This is a genomic window from Spirosoma arcticum (assembly GCF_054779955.1).
In genome coordinates, this window is record NZ_BAAGXG010000023.1 from 19,619 (window position 1) to 44,937 (window position 25,319).

Annotated in this window: 13 protein-coding genes; 6 read left to right on the forward strand and 7 right to left on the reverse strand. The window is 54.6% G+C overall.

Translation table 11 applies throughout. From position 1 onward, the window contains the following. The first annotated feature begins 31 nt into the window (after positions 1-31). Together ACYVHB_RS29225 and ACYVHB_RS29230 are read left to right on the forward strand one after the other, a co-directional pair. Complete coding sequence (locus tag ACYVHB_RS29225; protein WP_461055460.1) at positions 32-6,814, forward strand: amino acid adenylation domain-containing protein; 6,783 nt, start codon at positions 32-34, stop codon at positions 6,812-6,814. A gap of 6 nt (positions 6,815-6,820) precedes the next feature. Further along, positions 6,821-12,196, forward strand: coding sequence for an amino acid adenylation domain-containing protein (locus ACYVHB_RS29230; protein WP_461055461.1), 5,376 nt, complete (start codon positions 6,821-6,823; stop codon positions 12,194-12,196). Between the two features lie 17 nt (positions 12,197-12,213). On the opposite strand, the gene ACYVHB_RS29235 is transcribed toward ACYVHB_RS29230, so the two are convergent. The 5 genes from ACYVHB_RS29235 to ACYVHB_RS29255 form a co-directional block, all read right to left on the reverse strand. Continuing rightward, positions 12,214-13,227 carry a glycosyltransferase gene (locus ACYVHB_RS29235; RefSeq protein WP_461055463.1) on the reverse strand — a complete coding sequence of 338 codons (1,014 nt, stop codon included), beginning with the start codon at positions 13,225-13,227 and terminating at the stop codon, positions 12,214-12,216. Positions 13,228-13,317: 90 nt separating this feature from the next. Beyond that, on the reverse strand, positions 13,318-14,757 hold the full coding sequence (locus tag ACYVHB_RS29240) for an MOP flippase family protein (RefSeq protein ID WP_461055465.1): 1,440 nt from the start codon (positions 14,755-14,757) through the stop codon (positions 13,318-13,320). Positions 14,758-14,879: 122 nt separating this feature from the next. Then, entirely contained in the window at positions 14,880-17,210 is a 2,331-nt protein-coding gene (locus tag ACYVHB_RS29245; RefSeq protein ID WP_461055466.1) for a T9SS type A sorting domain-containing protein, read from the reverse strand. Positions 17,211-17,259: 49 nt separating this feature from the next. Then, entirely contained in the window at positions 17,260-18,285 is a 1,026-nt protein-coding gene (locus ACYVHB_RS29250) for a gliding motility-associated C-terminal domain-containing protein (RefSeq protein ID WP_461055468.1), read from the reverse strand. A gap of 65 nt (positions 18,286-18,350) precedes the next feature. Further along, on the reverse strand, positions 18,351-19,091 hold the full coding sequence (locus ACYVHB_RS29255) for an FkbM family methyltransferase (RefSeq protein WP_461055470.1): 741 nt from the start codon (positions 19,089-19,091) through the stop codon (positions 18,351-18,353). A 338-nt stretch (positions 19,092-19,429) separates the two neighbouring features. On the opposite strand from ACYVHB_RS29255, the gene ACYVHB_RS29260 reads away from it, so the two are divergent. The 4 genes from ACYVHB_RS29260 to ACYVHB_RS29275 all read left to right on the forward strand — a co-directional run bounded on the left by ACYVHB_RS29260 (position 19,430) and on the right by ACYVHB_RS29275 (position 22,347). Continuing rightward, positions 19,430-19,597, forward strand: coding sequence for a hypothetical protein (locus ACYVHB_RS29260; RefSeq protein WP_461055472.1), 168 nt, complete (start codon positions 19,430-19,432; stop codon positions 19,595-19,597). Further along, positions 19,569-20,327 (forward strand): 4'-phosphopantetheinyl transferase family protein, encoded by a 759-nt coding sequence (locus ACYVHB_RS29265; protein ID WP_461055474.1) that lies wholly within the window; start codon positions 19,569-19,571, stop codon positions 20,325-20,327. Before ACYVHB_RS29260 ends, ACYVHB_RS29265 begins: the two co-directional genes overlap by 29 nt. A gap of 100 nt (positions 20,328-20,427) precedes the next feature. Beyond that, positions 20,428-21,390: a hypothetical protein gene (locus tag ACYVHB_RS29270; protein WP_461055476.1), complete on the forward strand. Its 963-nt coding sequence runs from the start codon at positions 20,428-20,430 to the stop codon at positions 21,388-21,390. An 84-nt stretch (positions 21,391-21,474) separates the two neighbouring features. Continuing rightward, a complete protein-coding gene (locus tag ACYVHB_RS29275; RefSeq protein ID WP_461055478.1) occupies positions 21,475-22,347 on the forward strand; it encodes an alpha-1,2-fucosyltransferase in 873 nt (290 codons plus the stop codon). Between the two features lie 226 nt (positions 22,348-22,573). Here the strand turns inward: ACYVHB_RS29275 and ACYVHB_RS29280 are convergent, their stop codons facing one another. Beyond that, a complete protein-coding gene (locus ACYVHB_RS29280) occupies positions 22,574-23,917 on the reverse strand; it encodes a WG repeat-containing protein (protein ID WP_461055479.1) in 1,344 nt (447 codons plus the stop codon). 465 nt (positions 23,918-24,382) lie between these two features. Continuing rightward, positions 24,383-25,258 carry a winged helix-turn-helix domain-containing protein gene (locus ACYVHB_RS29285; RefSeq protein ID WP_461055480.1) on the reverse strand — a complete coding sequence of 292 codons (876 nt, stop codon included), beginning with the start codon at positions 25,256-25,258 and terminating at the stop codon, positions 24,383-24,385. Positions 25,259-25,319: the final 61 nt, after the last annotated feature.

Sequence of the window (25,319 nt, forward strand, 5' to 3'; positions counted from 1 at the left end):
CTGAACAGTCAAATCCACATAAAGGAAACATATGCCTATTCTCCACGATGATGCTGATGTCAGGACTGCTACCGATCCGTTGCTACATCACCTTGTTGAGTGGGCTGCTCAGGTCCATGGAGAGCGCACGGCCGTTGTCTTTGGCGACCAGCGAATTACCTACCGGCAGCTAAACGAGCGGGCCGACGCACTCTGCCAGGCGGTGCTGCACTGCGCGCCTGATGCCGACCTGATTGGCGTGAGTACTTCCCGCACCATCGAGCTGGTTATTGGGGTGCTGGCGATTCTGAAGTCGGGCAAAGCCTACCTGCCACTCGACCCGGCCTACCCCGCCCAGCGCCTTCACCAACTCATCACCGATTCGGGCGTGGCAGCCTGCCTAACCACTGGCACCGATGTACCCACGTTCGAGTCACTGGGGTTAACCGTAATCCGGTCGGAGAACGATCATGCCTACGCGCACCAACCGGTCAGGCAGCAAAACCCGACGGCCTGCGTCCTGTACACGTCCGGCTCTACCGGAAAACCCAAGGGAGTTTGTCTGGGGCACGCCGGGCTGATTAACCTGTTGAACTGGCAGTTGATTCATTCGGAAGCCAAAGTCGGCCTGAATACGCTTCAATTCTGCCACCTGAGTTTCGATGCCTCGTTTCAGGAGATTTTTGTTACCCTGCTGAGCGGAGGTACGCTCTATTTAATCGACGATACATACCGCTTAGATGCCGGGCGGTTGCTACACTTCATTGAGACTACGCCCATCCACCGGGTGTTTTTGCCATACGTCGTGCTGCAATACGTAGCCGAAACGGCCGACGCCGAACAACGCTACCCAACGGAACTGCGGGAGGTGATAACCGGGGGCGAACTGCTCAAGATCACTCCCCAAATTGCCCGCTTCTTCGCCCAACTACCCAACTGCACGCTGATGAACGTGTATGGGCCAACGGAAGCGAGTGTGTGGGTGACGGAAAATAAACTCAAAGGCGACGCGCTCAACTGGCCCGCCATCCCCACCATCGGCAAACCCATTGCGGGCATCGACGTGTTCATGCTGGACGAAAACGACCAGCTTTCGGCGGAGGGTACGCTGGGTGAACTGTGCATTAGCGGGGTGTGTCTGGCCGACGGTTACCTGAACCAACCCGCCCTGACCGCCGAAAAATTTGGTCAGTACGAACATCCACAACGGGGCCTCGTCAACCGCTACCGGACCGGCGACCTGGCTCGGTATCTACCCGATGGAACCATCGAGTTTCAGGGGCGGAAAGATGATCAGGTAAAGATTCGGGGCAACCGCGTTGAACTGGGCGAGATCGAAGTGGCCCTGGCGCAGCATCCGGGGGTGCAGCAGGCGGTAGTGATCGCCCGTGAGGACAGCGTTAGCTCCAAAGCGCTGATTGCCTACGTCATTGCCACGCCGGAGACGAAGATAACCGCCCTACGCGGGGCCATTGAGCAGTTGCTGCCCGATTTTATGATTCCCGCGTATTTCGTGCGGATGGCCGATTTCCCCAAAACCAGCAGCGGCAAAGTCGACCGGAAGGCGCTGCCTGCTCCGGAGCGCAAACGACCCGATTCGGTGCCCTATCGGAAGCCGAAAACGAAGCTCGAAAAAGTAATTACTGGTTTGTGGTACAGTCTGTTGCAATTTGATAAAATCGGGCTTGACGATAACTTCTTTGAACTGGGCGGCAATTCGCTCTTAGCTCAAAAATCGGTGGCTGTCCTGAAACAGCAGGGCTACAACCTGCCAATCACCAAACTTTACCAGCATCCGACCGCTGCCGGTATCGCCCGGTATATGGAACCACAGCAATCGGGCGGTGCCGCCCGTCCGGTCAGCGTCCAATCGGCTCTGCAACCCGACGTGGTATCTCCGGGTAGGGGTCAGGCTGACGTTGCGGTGATTGGCATGGCGGGGCGCTTTCCGGGAGCCGCCACCATTGATGAATTGTGGGAGGTGCTGAAGCAGGGTAAAGAAACGACCCGGTTTTTCACTCTCGATGAACTCGACTCAACCATACCGGAACGCGTAAAAAACGATCCCAACTATGTTCCGGCCAGGGGTGTCATCGACAACGCTGACCAGTTCGACGCGCTGTTTTTCGGCCTGACGCCCAAATTAGCCGAACTGATGGACCCGCAGCAACGGGTTTTTCTGGAAATCGCCTGGGAAGCCTTGGAGCAGACCGGCTACCTGCCGCAGCATTACAACGGCCCCGTGGGCGTGTTCGCCGGTTGCGGCAACAATACGTATTACCTGAATAACGTCCTGAGTAACGAGCAACTGATCGACCAGATTGGGGCATTCCAGGTGATGACGGTCAACGAAAAGGATTACATCGCTTCCCGAACGGCGTACCAACTCAACCTGAAAGGACCGGCCGTCAGCGTTTATTCGGCTTGTTCCACGTCGCTGCTGGCCATCACGCAGGCCGTTCAGAGCATCCGCAGCGGTCAGTGCGAGGTGGCACTGGCGGGCGGAGCCAGTATCACGGCACCCGTCAACAGTGGTAATTTGTATCAGGAAGGGGCCATGCTGAGCCGGGATGGTCACTGCCGGTCGTTCGATGCCGACGCGCAGGGAACGGTCTTCAGCGACGGGGCCGGGGTGGTTTTGTTGAAAGATGCCGGGGCTGCCCGGCGCGACGGCGACACGATTTATGCGGTCATCAAAGGCGTTGGCGTCAACAACGATGGCGGAGGCAAAGGGAGTTTCACGGCACCCAACGCCGATGGGCAGGCGGGTGCCATTCGCATGGCCATTGCCGATGCGGGCGTCGATGCAGCTACTATCAGCTACGTAGAAACCCACGGCACGGGAACGCCGGTGGGCGACCCTATCGAAATAGAGGGACTCGTCAGTGCATTTGGCGAGCAGACGGAGCGGCAGTTTTGCGCCATTGGCTCCGTCAAGAGCAACATGGGCCACCTGACCCAGGCGGCTGGGGTGGTCGGGTTCATCAAAACGACGCTGGCGCTGCATCACCGGCAGATCCCCGCGTCGCTGGGGTTCGATACGCCTAATCCGGCCATTGATTTTGCCAACAGCCCGTTTTTTGTCAACACAAAACTCACCAACTGGGATAGTGCCGACTCAATGCCACGCCGGGCAGGGGTGAGTTCATTTGGGGTAGGAGGGACCAACGTTCACGTGGTGCTGGAAGAGTTCAGCGCCGACCAGTTTACCCCGGATAGCAACCACCCAACGGTAGAAACAGCGACGGACGAGCGACCCTTTCAACTGCTGACGTGGTCGGCTAAGTCGACGGTGAGCCGGGACACTTACGCCGTCCGATTAGCCGAAGCCCTGACTCCGCCAACCGAACTGGCAATGGCCGATGTTGCCTTTACGCTGCAAACGACCCGCGCCGAGTTTACGCATCGCCGGTTTGCCGTTGCCGCTACCACCGGCGAACTCATCGACACGCTCCGGCTGCCCGGCGATGCGTCGGCCCACCGAAACCCGCCCGATGAGGTGGTGTTTCTGTTTCCGGGTCAGGGTGCTCAATACCTAAACATGGGCCGTACGTTCTACGAATGCGAGACTGTGTTCCGGCGGGCGGTCGATGACTGCGCCGGACAACTGCTGCCGCTCCTGAACGTCGATATTCGGTCAATCATGTACCCCGAAACGATCAATTCGGAAGCGGAGCAGCGGTTGAAAAACACACGCTACACCCAGCCCGCCCTGTTCGTGACCGAGTACGCGTTAGCCCGGCTGTGGATAAGCTGGGGCATTGAGCCGACTATTCTCTGTGGTCACAGCATCGGTGAATTTGTGGCGGCTCATCTGGCCGGGGTGTTCAGCCTGACGGATGCCCTGACCCTGATTACCGCCCGTGGCCGGATGGTGAGTGACCTACCCCGTGGCAGTATGTTGTCGGTACGGATGGATGCCGATGTCGTGCAGACACTGTTACCGACGCCGTTGTCGATGGCCGCCGTGAACAGCCGCAACCTCTGCGTAGTGGCCGGACCCGACGAACACATTGCCGATTTTGCCCGGCTCTTGGACGAGAAAGAAATACCCAATCGGCTGTTGGTGACCAGTCACGCGTTCCACTCGGCCATGATGGACCCGATAATCGGTGACTTCGCGGCTATCGTAGCCGGTGTTTCGCTGAATCGTCCGCAAACGCCTATCGTCTCAACCGTAACGGGCTGCTACCTGACCGACGCCCAGGCTACCGATTCTCAGTATTGGTCACAGCACCTGCGTTCGACGGTACGCTTTGCCGACGCGCTCGACACGCTTTTTGACCTGGAGAATCCGCTCCTGATCGAAGTGGGACCCGGAAGCGTTTCCGCCACTTTAGCCCGTCAGCAGGTTGGTAGTCGGCCCATGACGGTGTTGACCAGTCTGGTAAAATACGAGGGGCTGACAGCTGATTATTCGTCGCTCCTGAAGACGCTGGGTCAGCTTTGGACGGCCGGTCTGACGCCGGACTGGAAAGCATTTTACGCTGGTCAGCATCGGCGTATCGTGAGCCTGCCATCATACGCATTCGACCGGAAGCGTTGCTGGGTTGACCCGGTCATTCGTGACTTGGTCCGACGCGACCCGGTCAGGATTGACACAGCCAAGTCCGAAACAGCGCCGGTTGTTTTTCAAACGTCAACGGCCTCAACACCCATTGAACCAATAGCTTACCCATCCACTACACCAATCATTATGAGAAAAAATGTACTGATCGACAAGGTAAAAGCCATACTGGAGGATGCGTCCGGTATTGACATGGAGGGCGTGACGCCGGACATGAGTTTTCTGGAAATTGGTCTCGATTCGCTGCTGTTGACGCAGGTATCCATAACGCTCAAGCGCGAATTTGGCTTGCCGATTACGTTCCGCCAACTGACCGGCGACTATGCCACGCCCGGTCAATTGGCTAACTACCTCGATCAGCACCTGCCCGCCGATGCGTACCAGCCCGCGCCGGTTGCCGCGCCGACACCCCCTCCGGTGGCGTCGATGCCCATAACTCCGGTATCAACAGCGGCAGGCGTTCCGGCCCAACTGGTCAACTTCAACGGTGATTCGGCTTTGGGGTTAATCGGTCAACAATTACAACTGCTGGCCCGGCAAGTGGCACTTTTGGAAGGAAGTAGCCTGGTTGCGCCCGTTGCCCCCGCTCCTGTTGCCGCCGTCGTTCCAAACGGACAACCAGTAGTGGCAACCGGCTCTGCGCCCGCTAAAACGGCGATTTCTACTGTAGCGAGACGGTCAGACTTAAGCCCGGAGGAGGAAGCGGAACTCAAAAAGCCCTTTGGCGCTACTGCCCGCATCGAGCGACAGGCGTCGGGACTGAGCGGGAAGCAGCAGGATTTTCTACAGCGGATTACGCAGCGGTACAACCAGAAAACAGACGGTAGCAAGACCTACGCCCAGCAAAATCGTCCCCACATGGCCGACCCGCGCGTGGTGTCGGGATTCCGGCCGTTGACTAAGGAGATCGTGTACCCGCTGGTGATGAACCGCTCGAAAGGCAGTCGGCTGTGGGACATCGACGGCAACGAGTATATCGACGTGCTCAACGGGTTCGGTTCCAATATGTTCGGCTACCAGCCCGACCTGATCAAACAGGCGCTGCACGAGCAGGTCGAAAACGGGTTCGAGGTCGGCCCGCAGCACGAACTGGCCGGTGAGGTAAGCCGGTTGGTGTGCGAGTTGACCGGTGCTGACCGCGCGGCCCTGTGCAGCACCGGCTCCGAAGCCGTGCTGGGTACCATGCGCGTGGCCCGCACCGTAACGGGGCGATCCCTCATTGTGGCATTCTCGGGTTCGTATCACGGTATTGTGGATGAAGTCATCGTTCGGGGTACCAAAAAACTGAAGTCGTACCCAGCCGCGCCGGGCATCATGCCTGAGTCGGTGCAAAACATGCTGATTCTGGACTACGGCACGGACGAGAGCCTGCGCATCATCCGGGAGCGGGCGCACGAACTGGCGGCCGTGCTGGTGGAGCCGGTGCAAAGCCGCCGACCGGAATTTGTGCCGATTGAGTTCCTGAAGGAAGTTCGTGCCATCACGGCGGCATCGGGCACTGCCCTGATTTTTGATGAAATTATCACGGGTTTCCGAATGCACCCCGGCGGCACGCAGGCGCTGTTTGGCATCAAAGCTGATTTGGCGTCGTATGGTAAAGTCGTTGGCGCTGGGTTGCCCATTGGCGTCATTGCCGGTAAACGCGAGTTTATGGACGCGCTCGACGGGGGATTCTGGCAGTACGGCGATGCTTCGGTTCCCGAAGTGGGCGTCACTTATTTTGCGGGCACCTTCGTCCGGCACCCCCTGGCCCTGGCAGCCGCACGGGCTTCGCTCCAGTACATGAAAGAGGCCGGTCCGGGTCTTCAGCAGGGCCTAACGAAGCGGACCAAACGGCTGGCTGATGCCCTCAACGCTATCGTTGACCGGTGGCAACTGCCGTTCCACGTTGTGAGTTACGGATCGTTGTGGAAAATAAAGTTCGACCAGGAGATACCCTACGGTGAACTGCTGTTCACGCTGATGCGCGAAAAAGGCATTCACATCTGGGACGGATTTCCCTGTTTCATGACCGAAGCGCATACCGATGCCGAGATGAACACTGTTATTCAGCAGTTTACCGACAGCGTGGACGAGCTGATTGACGCTGGTTTTTTTGTCGCTAAATCAACAGAAATGCCGAAAAAGGTGCTGGTTGGCCTGACTATTGCGGCAGATATGCCACCGGTTTCGGGCGCCCGTCTGGGCCGGGATCGGCAAGGGAACCCGGCCTGGTTTACGCCCAATCCAGACCAGCCCGGCAACTATTTACAGGTTGAATTAACGTAAATTCGGATGGTTGACAGCGCTACCAGTGTACAGTTTATTGCCGTTGATTTTGACCCGTTTGCCGGTCCTGCCATCGCACGTCTGGCCCCAACCACCGAGCCACAAATAGAAATATGGACCGCTTGTTTGCTGGGTGGCGATGATGCCAGCCGCGCCTACAATGAATCGGTGTCGTTGCGGTTTAGTGGCCCATTAGACAAGTCCGCCCTGGAACGGGCGTGGCAGGCGCTCGTCGACCGCCACGAGATGCTGCGGTCGGCGTTTAGTGCGGATGGTACTCAATTCTTCGTTTTTCGCGACGTATCGGCTGATCTGGTTTGGGTAGATTGCTCCCATAAAACGGACGCCGACAAAGAAGCAACCATTGCCGATTACATAAAGCAGGATGCGCTTCATGTGTTTGACCTGCTACAGGGTCCGTTGGTCAGGGCTGGTTTGATAACGCTCTCCGATACGGCGCATCATTTGACCATCACGGCGCACCATATCGTTTGCGATGGCTGGTCGCTGGGTATCCTGATGCAGGATTTAAGTGCGCTGTATTCTGCTTACGCCCAGCAAATTCAGCACGCCCTGCCCGACGCCCCGTTGTTCAGTGAGCACGCGGCTAACCAGCGGCTTTTTGTCCACAGTGACGAGTACCGGCAAACGGAACAGTTTTGGGTTGAGCAGTACCGGCAACCCGTGCCCGTGCTGAACCTGCCGACCGATTTTCCGCGCCCGGCGCAACGTACCTACAAAAGTGACCGCCGGGACTATGAACTGGACGAAGCGTTGGTGCTGGCCGTCAAGGCCATGGGCGTGAAAGCCGGTTGCAGTTTCGTAACCACGCTGACAGCCGCTTTCGAGGTGTTGCTGCACCGGCTAACCGGGCAGGAAGACATTGTGCTGGGTCTGCCAGCAGCCGGACAATCAGCCACGGGCAATTATCGGTTGGTTGGTCACTGCGTTAACCTGCTGCCCCTGCGCAGTTTTCCTGAGCACGATCTGAGCTTCACTCAGTTTTTGAAGCAACGCAAAGAAGCGGTGCTCGACGCGTTTGAGCATCAACAATTGACATTTGGCAGCCTGCTCAAGAAAATAAAGGTTCAGCGCGACGCATCGCGGGTGGCGCTGGTGCCGGTCATTTTTAACGTCGATATGGGGTTGGCCGACGACGTTAACTTCTACGGTCTCACCTACCGGTTTATCAGTAATCCCCGGCAGTACGAAGCCGTCGATCTGTTCCTGAATGCGGGCGGATCCGAGCGGGCCCTCACGCTGGAGTGGTCGTACAATACGCAACTGTTCCGCGCCGACACTATCGACCGGATGGTGGCCGAATTTGAGCGGTTGCTCCGGGCGGTGGTAGCCAACCCAACCAGTCGGCTCGATCAGATTCCGCTGGTCGATCAGCGCCAGCAGAACACCGGGTTGAGCACCCAGTTAGCCGACTGGAACAACACCCAGGCTGAGTACCCCCAGACCGTACCGCTGCATCAGCTACTGACCACGACCGCCCGCCACTACCCTGACAAAACGGCGGTGATTGTCAACCACGAGCGGATGAACTTCCGGGAATTGGACGATACCGCCAGCCGGGTTGCTCACTATCTGCAACGGGACGGTGTGGGCGTGGGCGACGTGGTGGGGGTGATGCTGGACCGCTCGCCGAACCTGCTCGTTACGCTCTTAGCCGTGCTGAAAGCCGGTGCCGCCTACGTACCCATCGACCCCGATTACCCCCACGACCGCATTGCTTTCATGCTCACCGACTCGGCGGCCCGGCTGCTCATTACGTCGGATAAGTACGCCGGACGATTAGCGGGCCGGACGAAGGAATTGTCGATTGGGAAGGCGCTAACTGAATCGGTAAGTTACCCGACCACCGCGCCCGATACCTCGGTTGCGGGCACTGATTTAGCGTATATTCTGTACACGTCCGGCTCAACGGGTCAGCCCAAGGGCGTGATGATCGAACACCGTAACCTCGTCAATCTGCTGTACAGCATGATCGACTGGCCGGGCATCACGAGCGACGACGTGCTGCTGGGCGTCACCACGGTTTCGTTCGACATTGCCGGGCTGGAGCTTTTTCTGCCCCTGCTCACCGGCGCTACGCTGGTACTGTCCGACGCAAAAACGACCAAAGACGGTCGGGATTTGTTACAGCGACTATCGGACCATCGCGTACCCAGCGAGTCGATCACCATCATTCAGGCGACACCCGCAACCTATAAAATGCTGCTGGCGGCCGGTTGGGAAGAGCAACTGCCGCTGAAAATTCTGTGCTGTGGCGAACCGATGTCGAACGACCTGGCCCGGCAGCTCATTCCCCGCTGCGACACGCTCTGGAACATGTATGGCCCCACCGAAACAACGATCTATTCGACGGGAACGCAGATCACCAACCCCGACGAGCGCATCACCATTGGCCGACCCATCCACAACACGCAGGTGTACATTGTTGATGACCAACTTAACCCCTTGCCGGTGGGCGTCGTCGGTGAAATATACCTGGCGGGCGATGGCGTGGCGCGGGGCTACTTGAACCGGCCGACGCTAACAGCCGAGCGGTTTGTGCGGAATCCGTTTGATGCCAAAGCAGGCGTCATGTACCGAACGGGCGATCTGGGTCAGTTCACCGATACCGGCGACATTCACTGCTTGGGCCGGGTCGATCAGCAGGTGAAAATCAGGGGCTACCGCATTGAACTGGGCGAGATTGAGAACACACTCAACAACCTGACTGACATTAAGGAAGCCGTGGTTGTGGCCCGCGAAGATCGTCCCGGCGATCAGCGCTTAGTGGCATACGTCGTTCCAACGCCTGCTTCAACGACGAACGAGGGGACTGAAACTGATCAACTCGCCGACTGGCATCAGCGGTGGGACCTGATCTACGACATGGGCGTCCGTTACGAAAGCGAAGCGGACCAGCCAACGGACGACTTAGACACCGCGATTGCGCTGCAACTCAGCGACCAGCAGGACATCCGGCAGCAGGCCGACGAATGGCTGCAGCAATCGATCAAACGGCTCAAGGCCTTGAAAGCGAACCGCATCATGGAGGTGGGCTGCGGAGCCGGGCAGTTGCTGTTTGCGCTGGCCCCCGACGCCCGTCAGTACATTGCCACCGATTACGCGCAGACGGCCATCGACGCCCTCAAGGCCAAATTAGCGCGACAGGCCGGTGCTTGGCAGCACGTGACGGCGAAAACGGCCCTGGCCGATAATTTTTCGAGCGTAGATGCCCAATCTCTCGATCTGGTCCTGGTCCACAGCGTGGCGCAGTATTTTCCCAACATGCCGTACTTGGTGCAGGTGCTGGAGCGGGCCGTTGCAGCAACTGCCGATGGGGGCTGCGTGTTCGTTGGCGACGTGCAGGGCAAGGCAACGCTGAGCATGCACCACACTGCTGACCAGTTTGGGCGGTCGACCGATGTGCAGTCGGTGGGCGAATTCAAAAAAACGGTTGCCCGGCGGGTGGAACTGGACGATGAACTCTTAGCCGATCCAGCATTCTTCTACGAACTATCGCGGCTGATTCCCCGGATTTCGGCCGTTGACACCCAACTTCGGGAAGGAACCTACCGCAACGAAACCACCAAGCACCACTACGATGTGTGGCTGTACGTGGGCAAAGCGCCCGTGGTAGCAACTGCCGACCTGTCCATCGACTGGCGCTCGGGCGCTTCGGTGCAGGCTGTTGAGCAGAAATTAACGCAGTATCCCTACCATGTTCATCAGCTAACCAACGTCGCCAATGCCCGCACCGCGCAGGATTACGCACTGCTCGGATTGGTAAACAAAACGCCTGACACGACACCGATCGGAACGGTTAAAAAACAGCTCGACGCCATCCGGTCCGACGCCGTTGAGCCAACCGTATTCTGGACGCTGGGCGCTAACCGCGGTTTTCAAACGCACATCCGGTGGTCGGACGACGGTACAGATAATCAGTATGATGTCGTGTTTATTCCGGCCAACCGCGTCTGCACGATTCCCGCCCGCCCGGCTGTGCTGCGTCAGCTGAGCAGACCGCTGGATACGTACGTCAAAAGTCCATTCCAGCCAGCGGCATCGACACCGGTATCGGCATTGGCCGACCAGATCCGACACTGGAAACAGCAGGCAGCCCAGGTGCTGCCCGACTACATGGTGCCGTCTGATTTTGTGGTGCTGTCGGCCTTACCCCTCACGCCCAACGGCAAGATAGACCGCAAGTCACTGCCAACACCAACGTCGGCGACGCCCGCTGCCGACGCGCGTTCGGCCAAACCCGAAAACAAGGAAGAGGAGTTGCTGCTGTCGGTATGGACCGATATTCTGGGGCGGAAGTCGATCAGCGTTCACGACGACTTTTTTGAGTTGGGCGGGCACTCGCTGATTGCCGTTCAGATGATGGTGCGGCTGGAAAAAGAAACCGGCCGCAAACTGCCACTGGCGGCTTTGTTTGAGCACTCAACGATTGCGAAACTGGCCCGGCTGCTGAAAACCGATCAGGAAGCCATAAGCTGGAATTCGTTGGTGCCCATTAAGCCGCAGGGCAACAAACCACCCCTTTACATTGTGCATGGGGCGGGGTTGCACGTGATGCTGTTCAATGCGCTGGCGACAAACTTAGACCCTGAGCAGCCAGTGTATGGGCTACAGGCTAAGGGATTAGACGGAGGAGATGAGCCGTTACCCAGTATCGAAGCCATTGCCGCCCACTACGTCGCCGAGGTGATGACTCAGAATCCCAACGGTCCCTATTTACTGGCTGGCTACTCATTGGGCGGTCTGATTGCCTACGAAATGGCCCGGCAGTTTATAGCAGCGGGCAAGCAGGTAAAGCTGCTGGCTATGTTCGATACCTATGCGCCACAAACCTCCACTGATGATCCACTTTACAGCGGCACGTTTGGTAATCCCCGGATGCTGGTTAACAAGGTGTTGCACACGATTGAATTGCTCCGGCAGGATCCCGGCCGGACGATTGTTTATAAGACGGAGTCAATAGAGCGAAAACTGATTGAGCACTATTGGCACGTAAAAGACAGCCGGAAACTGCTGCATTTACTCACGCGGGGCTTTGTTCGGCTGTACTGGCGCGTGAAATTCCGCGATGAGCAGCGGCACGATGTGTTCACTAACCTTGCCTACAAAATTGAGATGGTTAGTCTTCAGGCCCTGCGTAACTATCAGCCGCCACCAGCAGCGGTGGCCGTTGAATTGTTCAGGGCTACGAATCAGGTTTTCTTCATGGACGATTTTGACCTTCTCGGCTGGAAACCGTTTGCCCTGCGGGGGGTGACCGTGCATGACATCCCCGGCGATCATAACTCCATATTCAGTGCTCCAAACGACCAGGAGTTTGGTCGCGTTTTGCAGCGGGTACTGGACGCCAACAATAACTGAGGGGTCTCTGAGCCGTTTCAGCGCAAGTTTAACAGACGAACGGAAAGTGCCAGCCAGTAGGGAAGCTTGCCTGAAACCACTTCGTAGCTGCCCGCTAACCGACCTAAATACGAACCGGAGTTCATCTGAAACCGCGTCAGACTTCGATCCCGGATGCTGGAGCCAACGATTCGGATCAGATTGATAGCTATCGTGCGGCCAGAGCGAATGTTGGCGTGGTAATACGCTTTCTGGTCGGGAAAGATTTCGACATTGGCAACCGCCCCCGACGACATGATGCTGTACAGCAATTTTTTCACGTAACGGATATGCGTTCGCTGCCTGGGAATCAGGTGGTGAATGGTTAGATCCGGCGAAATTCCGACGTAGTAGCCGTGCTTAACCGCCGTATAAACGATCTGAGCATCCTCACCACTGGTTAAGCGCTTACCCTTCCGGCCGGTGAGTGTGAGGATGTTCGCATCGACCATCTCTTTGTAATACTGCATAACATCCCGACGCACGACTAAGCCGGTGCCCGCCGGGTGGTGCGTTGTCCAGTGCGGCTCCAGGCCGAATGCGATTGTCTCGCTGGTCCGCTCCTGAAACAGCCACTTGTTGGCCTCTACCCAGGCCTCTACGGCTTCCATAAATTCGACCCGTATCCGCCCCGGCCCCCATACACCCACCTGCGGATACTGCCGGAGTAACCGGGGCAAATGGGCTAAGTAATCGAGGTCGGGCTGATTGTCGTCGTCCAGAAAAACAAGTAGTGGTGCCGATGTTGCGTCCGTGCCCGCCTGTCGGGCTGCTGCGAGTCCCTGCGTTGTTTCGACAATCAGCGTGGCCCACGGCGTTTTCGCCAGGAAATCCTGAATATAGTTGATTTGGTTAATAGGAGGGGAACTGTTATTGTCAACCAAGCAGCACTCAACGGAATACCCGGGTGGTATGGATAAAGCGGCTACCGATTCGAGAACCCGCCGAAAGGATTCGGGCGCAGGGTTGTAGGTGCAGATCACCAGTGCAATGTTTGGTACAGTCTCGTTCATCGCTCATCTTCTTTTGGGTGGATACCATTCGCTATTAGTTACCTTATGATTTTCGGGCACGGATGCGCGGAAAATAGATTAGGCAGCGCATCACAACAAGGCCTGCCGGTACGCTTTGATATCGGCAAGCGACAGTTTGTACGTTAGGGTCAACACTGCGTACGTTGCTCCACCAATCGCTATTTCGATCAGCATATTCGTTAGGCCGTCATAGCCCACGAGTGCTTTATAGAGGGCAACCAGTCCAACCATGATCAGACAGAACAGGAGCGGTTTCGCGATGTTACGCAGGAACGTGCCCATGAAGTTGCCAACTAAGTACTGGACAATCATGAAGTTGACGGCTAAATTGAGGAACGTTGCCAGCAGAAAGGCGAAGGCAACGCCAGTAACCTGGTAATAAGTACCCAAAAAGTACACCATCGGGAGTTTGACAATCAGGGTGCCGAGGTTCAGGTAAAACAGCAGGTTTGGTTTGCCCTTGGTGAACGCCAGTGTAAACAGGGGATGACTCAGGGAGGTGAAGGCACCCACGAACACGAAAATTCGGATCAGGTCGATGGTTTTTTCCCAGCCAGGACCGTAGAATAGCGGCACGATGCTCTCGGCTGTGATGTAAAGACCCGCCAGCAGCGGCAGGTTACAGTAGCTGATGAAGTCCAGGATTTTCAGGTACGACTGCTTCAGACTGGCCGTATTATCTTTCATTTTTGCCAGGATGGGGTAGGCCACCTGCAAAATGATTGGATTCAGTTTGCTGATAGGAAAAATAGCTAATTGGTACGCAATGGTGTAGTAGCCTAACTGTTGGACACCCAGCATACCGCCAATGAAAATATTGTCGGAATTGGACTGAATGAATCCCAGCAGGCCGTCGCCCAGGTTAAACAAACCAAACCGGAGGTGTTCTTTCACGTTGCGGAGGTTGAAAAACCAGGTTGGAACAAAAAACTTCAGGCCGAACCCAATTTGCAATACCGTCCTGATGACTTGCATGACTAAGGAGCCAATGATGAGCGAAAGCTCTTCAAACCCGCTGTAGGCCAGCGTGATCGTAACCCCCGACCCAACAAGGGTACCGACAATGTCGATGATGGCTACTGACCGGAACCGCAGTTCTTTCTCCAGCAAAAAATAGTAAAGCTGTCCGAAATAAACGATTAAGAAATAGTAGGAAGCCAGCGTGACCACCCGTTCCAGCTTGGGTTCGTGGTAGAACAAGACGATGGAAGGGGTGCTGACGTAAATGACGACAAAGATGAGGGCGCCAACCATCAGGTTGAGAAAGTAGAGCGTTGAGAGTACGTTCCGGTCGCTTTCCTGCTTATATATGATGGAATTGGAAAAGCCCAGGTTGGCGAACACCTGGAAAAAGGCAATAATCAGATTACTAACGCTGACGATGCCAAAGTCGGCCGGGCTTAACAGCCGTGCCAGGATGGCTACCTGGATAAATTGAAACAGGGTGGAGATGACGGTAGCGATGGTGATCCACTTCCCCCCGTTCATTGCCTTTGATGCGTTACTCATGCAACTGTAGTGGTCCTAATCGGTCACAATATAACCTCTTAGACTCTGAATTTGAGTCGTAAACGACAATTTATAGTTACCAATGAGAACAAATAGCAAATTAATTGAATTCTGAATGCTCCTCACCAAACCTTAAGAATCTTTTTCACCACCTGCATCTGCCCCTGCCGCACGTCCAGCAGATACAGGCCGTAGGGTAAGGTGCTCAAATCGATCCGCTCCCGAAAGTTCTGACCTGGTTTAGCGAACTGATTTTTTTGCAGTTTTCGCCCTGACGTGTCCAGAATCGTGACCTCCACGGCCTCGTGCTGGCTATTCTCCAACGTTAGCGTCACATGATCGGCGGCCGGATTTGGGTAAACCTGCAACGTATTCAGTACCGGCTCAACTTCGGTGATCAGCCCTACCGCTATCGGCGTAACGAATACCGGGGTTTCGCTAACGTTTACACTAATCGTGCCGGTAGTGCTGGTAATGATCTGGCGGCTCATGGTGTCACGGCCCGCCACTGGCGTACGTAACTGGACCGTCTCGCCCATTTTTATGGGAAGATTATAGGTAGCCGTTCGCCCTTTTTCGTCCGGCACGACCAGCACATAGGCCGATTGACCATTCAGTTCATACCGGTCCACAATTGGATCGCGGTTAATGGTTTCCCGGTAACTGTAGTCGCCGATGAGCTTATACGCCTGATAGAGGAAATCGGCGGCCGGCTTGCGCGTCTTGTCGTTATTAATTAACCCCATTGAGTAAAACTGGGTGGGGTTCTGTGGATTGTCGTCGTACAGTTGGTAGAAAAATAACCGGTCGATGCCCACCCGCGTATACAGCAGGGCCGTCCGCAGAATCCAGTCGGCCTGGGTCGCCAGTACGCTCTTGGGGCCGATAGCAATTGCTTTGAGCGGACTTTGAGGATGCGTGTCATAACCGGCCTCCGTAATCCAGACCGGCATCCCGTTGGCGTACTGGTGGGCCAGCGTTACAAAAGCGGCTGCCTGCTCACCTACGCCCGACACCTCCGGGGCAGCTCCCCGCGTGGAGCCACCACTCTGGGACGATTTGGCATCGTTAGCGTAAAGGTGCTGGTTGATAACGTCCCAGCACAGATTCACCTGACCGTCGGCCCGGTAACCCCGGAACTCGCGGCACCAGTCGATCATGGCCCGCACGTAGTCGGTGGTGGAAGCGGCCAGCCCGCCAATGACGACGGTCACCGATGGATCGGCATTTTTGACGCCTACCCCCGGCCCGAGGCTATTTTTGTGCCCGTCATAAAACGCCGACAAGTTGGCTGCGTACTCACGGGCCGACTGGTAGGCGTTGCGGCCTTTCCAGGTTTTATCGCGTTCGTTTTCGCACTCGATGTAGCGAATCAGGCCCAGCCCGACTTTGACCTCGTTGGTGCCTGACCATGTTTTTGTGGGGCTAACCTTGACCAAGCTGAGATTCAGCGTCTTATTGCGGCCGTAGCGGGCCATGTACTGGAAGCCTACGCGGGCCTGTTCGATGTACGACTTGGGAGCCAGCAGGTCGCGGCCGTAGGGAGCGGGAATGTTTTCGTTATCGCGCTGACCCGGCGGGTACGTTTCTTCCATCCATTTAGGAATCGTTTTCAGGCAGGCGAGTACCTCAACGCCCTCGGTCTGGCAGCGTTCATACATCGCATCATAATTCCAGTTACCGCTAAGCGTTGGGTTGAACGAGTATTCTCCCGGTTGTGATTCTAACTTCTCCCAGTCCATATAATGCCGTATAGCCGAGAACCCCTTCACGGCGGGCAGTCGGCTTTCGTCAACCTGCCACGGAGCCGCTGCATCTTCAAGGTTCCACTCGAACGCGTTGACGCCAACCGACTGCCGGAACGGGACCGACCGCGTCGGTGCGGGCGCTGGTGCGGTTCCGGGCTGGTGGGTACCCAGCAGTTCCATCTCGGAAGGGAACGCCCCGGACGTGTTGATGACTAAATACCGGGCGTTGGCCACTGCCGTTTTAAGCTCGAATTCAGTGGGTCGGGTGGGGTCGGGACCAACCCACTCCTGGTATTTGTCACCTACAAAGCGGGCAATGGGAATACGCTGCCAGGTATCGGTAACAATGGAGAGCGTCAGGGGCGCGTCGGTATTTGTTCCTTCGGCGTCATAGAACCGGATGCTTTCAATCCGCATGGTTTCGCCCGGCAACAGCGGATAGTACGCGTCGTAGTTGGTGATCAGTTTATTATAGCCGGTGTTAACCTGCGCATCCGTCTTCCCGTCGAATAGCGCATCGAGTCCGTAGCTGGCGTTACTGACCTGATACCAGCGCCGGGCGTCGATGGGTATTTTGGTGGCCGCAGCCGGTGCCGACGACCGTAGCCGCAACGCAATGCCCGACACTGAAGGGTAGTTGTGCGTCCGGCCAAAAATCAGCAGCGCAATACAAGTTGCCGCCAGGGTGAATACGGTTTTTTTCATGAATGGGTTATGGCAGGCATTATAAATTACCGGCCTGTTTACGCGTAAATTATCTGAGCAGCAGGATACGGCCCGTTTTAATATACTCCCGGGTTACGTTTGTAGCGTCGGCGAGTCCATAGTTGATAGCCCAGGTATAATCACCGGCCGGGCAGGGGATGTTGCCGTGGGTTCCGTCCCACTTCCGGTCCAGCGCGTCGCTGGTGAAAATGGGACTTCCCCAACGGTTATAGATGGTTATGCTAAACGAAACAGCCCGGCGCAGAAAAATGGCTAAGTCGTCGTTCACACCGTCGTTGTTTGGTGTAAATACCTCCGGAACGTACAGGGGCGTGGGCGAACAGGCCCCGCACTGCTTTAGCTGAATATCGTCCAGAACCAGGTCGTTGCCGCACCCGGCGGCCCCCTCCCGGTTAATGAGTTTGACGACCACGCCGTCGGTGACTTCGGGAGCCGTGAACACGGCGGTGTACTGGCGCCAGATGGGCGTGGCCGACTGGGGAACGATGCCAACATCGACCAACTCGATCACCTGTCCAGTTTTTGTTTCAACGCTGATAGCGAGGTCGGGCAGCAGAGGAGCCGTGCAAATACCCGGTTTGAGCAAGTTCATGGCCCATACGGAGAACTCGTAGGCCGTGCCACTGCACAAACCGGCGAGGGGGTGTTCATAAAAAGCCCCCGCTGTCTGGTCGGACCCGTTCACAATCATCATGTTCCCGCCCACATCGTCGGGGGTATGATCTTCGGGTACGCCGTGCCATAAATAGAAATAGCAACTGCCGTCGACCGCGTCCATGAGGGTGTATGAACCATCGAGGGGACACGAGTCTGTAGAATACGTATAGGTGGTTCGCCCGGCTAAGGACACAGCCGCGCCTGCTTTCCCGAATGATTGATTAACCGCCGGTTCTTTGGCCAAATCGAGACATGCCTGACCCAAACCGGGCTGACTGTATCCGTAAGCAAAACTTATGAGGCAGACAAACCGGAGCACCGGAGCGACGGCCCGGCTGAGCAAGGCCTGACTAATCCGCGTTAGCGGCTTGTAACGTTCTGATCGAGATCCTGACACGATTTACTTAACTGTATGTGGCGCTGATGCCCCAGTACTACGTGTCAGATTCAGACGAACGCAGGTCAGGGCATCAAACAAATGAAATCTACTGTGTGTGTACCAGCCGGGCTGTCGACCAGCGGCACCAACGCATCGTTTACCAATATGTGAGGGACGTAGCCCAGCGACATCAGTAGCGATAATGACCGTTCCCGGTATTCATTCTCCCAGAGTTCGACGCAGATGACCGGCTTGTGCTGGCGAATGAGATCGATACCACCCTGTAAAATGAAATACTCGTAATTCTCAACGTCTATCTTAATGCCACCCACGCGCTTACCGCTGTCGTGAATTTCGGGTAGTTCGTCTAATCGTTTCACGGGCACCGTAAACCGATAACCGGCTTCCTGATCTTCTTCATTAGCGACGTGGCTTAATCCCTGCATGGGTACACCTTGCTCCAGGGGCATTACCATATCGAGCGTACCGGTCTCCTCGCCCAATGCATACGGCAACGCGGTAATGTTGGTCAGTTTTTTTGTTGCAATCAGTTGAGTTAATACGCTGTAATTAATCGGAATTGGTTCGAACGCAATAACGGAGCAACTCTGTTTTTGCGAGAGGTGATACGTAATGAATCCCAGATTGGCGCCCACGTCCAGAATAAGGCTATCGCGTGGAATCAAATCGAGAAACTTAAACATGATCTTCTCGTTTGAATCACGACGAAGCGTATGAATTTTATAGATCGAGAAATAATACAGGTATGTTCTGAGACCAAACGTTGCCTGTAGGAATTTTTTGGTTAATTGTTTGATTGCCATTGGGGTAGACGAATAAAGAGTGCTATCGAAGTTGGTTTGTACTGGATGAATACGTAGGGTGCTGACCAGTAGGCCTGCCCTCGGTAATCGGTTTGAACCAGTCGCTAAAATCGCTTGACAGCCGTTCGTTCCACCTGCGGGTTAACTGACTATTAAGACGATAGATTAGCCTACTCGTCACCGGCAGGAGGACAAAATCTTCTGATGAGCGATACATTAACGCGATTCCGGTATAGATACGCAGCCCGTTTTATACTGATGTGCGAACTTGCTGATCTTGTTGGCTTAGTGGGTAACCAAACCGTCCGAATCTTACCCTGCAAGAAAAATAATGTAGCATGAAAAGCCAAATCAACACCCTAACTGAATGGCATTATTTAGTGTGGGTCTGTGGGTTACTCCGGTTTGCTCACCTGTCAGCCAACTTCCCGTTGGGCACAATGGCACACATCAGTCCGTTCAAGACCGCTCATTCGTATGCAAAGCACCTTAGTCACCTGCTCTGACCTTCAACATGTTACGTGGTTGCCCTGGTCGGCTTGCTCCTTCAACGATGAACTGGCCGTATTCCGGTTTGCCCTGTCGGAGGGGTCGGGGTTGGTGGCGCACCTGCGCGGGCTGCTATCGCCGGACGAAATTGAGCGGGCCGCGCGATACCGTCGGCCCAGCGATCAGCTCCGGTTTAGCTGCGCGAGAGGATTGCTACGCGTAGTGCTGTCGCGCTATACGAATCAGCCACCGGACCGCATTGAGTTTGTGGCTGGCCTTAACCGAAAACCAGGGTTGAAGGGGTCGGCTGGGTGGCATTTTAATGTGTCGCACTCGGGCGACTGGATTCTGATTGTCGTCGGTAAAGTCCACGTTGGTGTTGATCTGGAATGGGTAAGTCCCGATTTTTCCTTTCAGGATCTGTTGCCGGTCAGTTTTAGCGCTGCCGAACAGCACTACATCGACTCCTGTTCCGACGCCCGCCTGTGCTTTTACCAGTTATGGACACGCAAAGAAGCGTTGGTGAAAGCAACGGCTAAAGGTATGACTGATACCTTCGGCCAGATTCCGTCGCTGTCGGGCACTCACTCCACCAATGCACAGTTAATCGGGCAGGAGGGGACCTGGATGGTGAACAGTTTCCCGGTTGCCGATGCCTACCCGGCCGCTGTTGCTTACGATGGAGCCTCACCGGTTCTACCTCGTTTATATATCCTCGATGTAGCACTGGCTCAGGGCTTCGCGTAATTGCTTAGCAAGATTTTTGTCTATTACGTGCATAGTTTTTGTCTGTGTTGTTACTTATTCCGTGTTTTCCAGTCTGAAGAGTAATACAACGTGTTCATTGATGCAGAAACTGGTGCTTAAATTTCTTTACGTAGTAGCTGCTTTCAAGTACCCCGGTATTCGACGCGACCTGCGGTATTTTATCCGTGATAACTATTTCTCCCGGTTGAATCAACTACGATTTGTCGGCAGGGATTATACGCTCAAAAGCAAGTATAAAGTCATCGACTACCACGGCGAATTCGATCAGGAACTGCGTTATGTGCTGCCGTTTGCCTACTGGCATCATCTGAACGGCACGCTTAAACAAACCATTTCCTGCACCAACACGAAGCCCTTTTACTTCTTCAGCGACAATCACCTCGAACGCTACGAAAAACGGGTGTGGCGGGCTGGCTACGACTATTACCATGTACCGAACATGACCCACAGCCCCACCTTCGACTTCTCGAAATGGGCGCGGGTACCGTTGAAAAGCCAGTACAAAAACGAGGTATTCGTGTTCGATAAGCCTCTGCTGATAATTGCCAACAAGTATAATGTCGAGTGGGATAAGCCGCCGATTAATTTCTTAGATATACCCGCTTTAGATCGGATTGTGTCGGCCTACAAAACGACTCATCAGATCGTTTACAACCGGCCGCTGGCCACCCAAATTGTGGGCGACAATAGCGAGACTATGGACTTGAAGGAGCACGACTGGCTTCGGGAAAAACACCCGGAGGTGCTGTTAATGAATGATTTGTATGAACAGCACCGGGACCGGATCGCCAGCTTCAACCACCTTCAGTTGATGGTTTACGCGAACTGCGAGCGGTTCATCTCCATGCACGGCGGCACAGCAGCATTGGCCAGCTATTTTGGGGGCATCAACATTATTTTATCGCATCCGGGCGGTGGGCTGGAGCATCACTTCAACGAATACGCTACCATCTTCCCGGCCCTGTCGGGTGCCATCATTCTGCACGCGAAGAATACGGATGAGGTGTTTTTTCATTTAGAGAAGTTTCATGTAAGTGTATAAGTGTGTGAGTGTTTGCATATGTACGTGCATACACTCACACACTCACACACCCACACACCCCATACCCATTCCCGACTCCATTCCATGATTGTTGCCCGAATTACGAGCGGATTAGGAAACCAACTGTTTCAGTACGCACTGGGCCGGAGTCTGGCGCTACGCAACGAAACGGCGCTCTACTTCGACCTGAGTTATTATAAACAGCTTTACCAAACGGATACGCCGAGGGCGTTTAAGCTGGACCGGTTTGCCATCGACTACAAACTGCTCAATGCCTCTCCGTATCGCTATGTATCTAAAGCCACTAAGCTGCTGCCCAACCGCACGCTGAAACCCTTTGTCAATTGGGTAAAAGAAACGCAGTTCCACGCTGACCCCACCGTACTCGATGCCAACGACCAGTTTATTACGCTGGATGGATTCTGGCAGTCGGAACACTATTTTGCGGATTGCGAGGCTGTTATTCGCAGCGAACTGACGTTTAAACGGGATACTGGCGCAACGTTTGGATCGTACCGGCAGGAAATCGAGCAGTCGGAGCAGCCGATTTCAGTACACATCCGGCGGGGCGATTACGTGACTCATCCCGAATTCAGTCAGTCGTTCGGGTTTGTGGGGGTGGATTATTACCGGTTGGCTATTGCGCGGTTGATGGGGCAATTTCCCAATGCGAAACTGTTTCTGTTCAGCGATGATCCGGGGTGGGTGCAGGAGAATCTGGTACTGGACGCTCCCCACGTTTTCGTGAAAAGCACCGGTCCCGACGCTGATCTGGACGATTTGCAGTTGATGAGTTTATGCAAACACCACATCATTGCCAACAGCTCATTTAGCTGGTGGGGTGCCTGGCTCAACGGCGATGCCGACAAAGTGGTTATCGCGCCGGATCGCTGGTTCAAAAACAAGCCCGACTGGAACACTAAAGACCTAATACCCCCGTCCTGGCTCCGCCTGTGACCAGGCCGTTAGAAGGTCATACTGCTGGACCGGATGAACGCCGGATCGCTATTATGACATCTCAAATTGGATGGATAGTTCTGCCGAATCGCACCACCACGGCTGACCGTCGCAACGGCCGGTATGGGACCGTATTTTTCGTCACTACCGATCGACGGTCCTGTTAATAGGTTTGATTTAGTTTCACAAAATGAGGGTTTTATGAGACGATTATTATTAATAACAGTCAACTCCCGTTAGTAGCATATGGTAACCGAAACTTGCGGCTTACCCTGTAAAACAAGCTGTTGAGCCAGATAAAGATCAGAGTGCCAACGATGATCAACAGAGCATTCAGCTTGTATGAGAAACCGACGAATTGCTCCTTGCCGTCCAGTGAGAGTTCAAAACAAAGCCAGGAGCGCTCAACTCTCGTCGTCGCGTGGTCAAATGGCAGCGCTTCGTCGTAGATGATTTGGGTGATGAAACGGTCGGTTGTGTCTATATAGCCGTATTTGTCATTGATGCGAACCATCGAGATGCCATGATTATAATAAGAAGCAAAATCATATTTTAACGGCGTGCGCACTTTGCCGGACTTGTCGATATGCCCGAACTTACCATTGATTGCAACTGCTGACCTGTCTTCGGCTGTAAAGCCGGTGGCTTCGTCGTATAGATGCGGGATGCGCAGCTTGCCGGTTTTGTCAATACAGCCCCATTTGCCATTCTTCTTGACCCAAAATAGTCCGTTGGTAGGCTTGCGAGTATCGGAGTATTCAAAAGGAACGATCAGTTCACCAGTTACTGGACTAACGTAACCGTACTTATTCCCATACTGCACACGTTCCAGGCCCTGGCCTGAATAGGTGTAGTCAACATCAATGTCATCGAGCGCCACCGGAACTTTCAGTACTAAATCATTGTCGATGATGCCAAATTTCCCCTGGTATTTAAAGGAAGAAATGGATTTAGACTGCTGGAGCTGCTGTTCGACAAAAGGGGTGAAATTAAAATTAAGAATAAAGAATTCGCCATTTCTCCACCATAGCACATCTTCCCTGGTGTCGTTATTGCACACAAAATCGATAGTCGATTCCTTAATCAGATAGTCTTTCGGATAGTACTGAATGGGGATTTTGTAAACCTCTTTTCCTGCCCTATCAATATAGGAAAGCCCATAGTGGGTACCGGCCGGGTAAATGACCCAGGTTTTACCTTGGTGGAACTGATCGGTGGAGATGTATCTAGGCTCGATTATGATCTTCCCCTGTTTATCGATAAATCCATGCAGTCCATGCCCTTGCCGACTACGTTTCATGGGAACAAACTCCGCCAGCCCTTCTTCGAAGTCACCAATGTCGCGGTAGGCGGGGGTTAGTTTGCGTCCGTTTTTGTCCGTGAGGAAGGTTTCGTAGGAACGGCACGGAATGCTAATCTTTTTGACAACATAAACATCACCATATTCTCGGCATTCATTGTATTCTTTTAGCCAGGCCTCATTTGGAATGGGCTTGGTCTGGGCGAAAAGCCAGGCTGATGGTAAGAGTAGCAACAGGAGCGCGAGGTTTAAGGAAGTGGGTAGAAGCATCAGCGTTGATTTTTTGTTTGGCCAAGATGAAGACAGCCTCTTTTCTTAGATTACACCGGGTACTTCTAAGTAATTTTGGAGGCTACCCGTTGATCAATAAGCGACTGAGTATTCTTCTTAGATGAGGTTTCTTTATGTATTCCATAAAGCTAAGTGGGGAAATGTAGACTGGGGTTAGTTTGTGGATCAACGTAGTTGGCCGGTCGTATTTATAAGTTCTCTCAAAAGGGGTATCAATCATTTACCGCCCTTATTTTGTCCATTTTGACAAACGCCCGTTCTAAGAAGCATACTCATGAAAAGGCCTTTGTCTCACTTTGGGGAGCGTTTCGTGAGATGATAGCCTTATCTTAGGCACGATTCTGCCATGTAACCCAACTGCGCCAAGATCGCCGATTTCCCAAGGTTTCTATCTGTGGTTAGACCTGTCCCTTGGCGGAGAATCAGCAACCCGCTTGGCCGTAATCAGCAATCCTTCAACTGCCCTCTGGGCGAGTCGACTTCCAGCTTATATCCTCTCCCGTGACTATTAACAATTCGTACCGTGGGCGCGGGCTGTAGCTTTTTCCGCAGTCGGGAGACAAACACATCCAGGCTGCGCCCCACAAATACGCCTTCATCCTCCCAAACCTGTTTCATGAGTTGGGTCCGATCAATCACCGCGTTGGGAGCACTGGCGAACACTTTCAGCAATTTGGACTCTTTAGTCGATAGCTCAATTCGTTCATCGCCCAACCGCAGAATCTGCTTTTCCAGGCAAAAAGTAAGCGGGCCCAAGTGAACCAAATCAAGAACGGCTAAATTTTCGACAGGGGTTAGGAAGGGAACTTTCCGGTTGAATAAACGCCAACCGATCCCGATCAGTAGAACCGGTAAGAGAAGCCAAGCCAACAGCACAGCACTGCTGATCGAGGCCGTCTGAACCGGTGGTTGAGCGAACTGGATTTGGATGCTGTAGGCCCCCCGGGGAGGAGTTCTGGTTAAACAGGCAATCGAACCCCGATTCAGCGGTTGACGGACTTCATAACTATAAGCCACTGTGTTCAGCGCTCCCTGCTTGACTTCCACCAGGTAATCCAGGAACCAGTGATCTTCCAGCAAATGACGGTGGATGATCTCAACCAGAGATGCCGGTGTGAAGGCAAAGGGATGTTGAAACCGGATTAGGAACGTGCGGTTATCCACCTGTTCAATGGGCGATACCCAGGAAGTGGAATCGCCCGAGGCCAGCAATACCTCGTGACCGATTTCCCGCATGGTCACCAACACCTTTCCCCCATCGCTATAGCCAGGCAGGCCGATGAATAGCAGGAGTAATACAGTAAGGATCGCGTGTCTCATAGACCAAAAATAGGCCTTGACGGTTGATAAATTTCACGTTTTACATTCCGTTAACACTTTT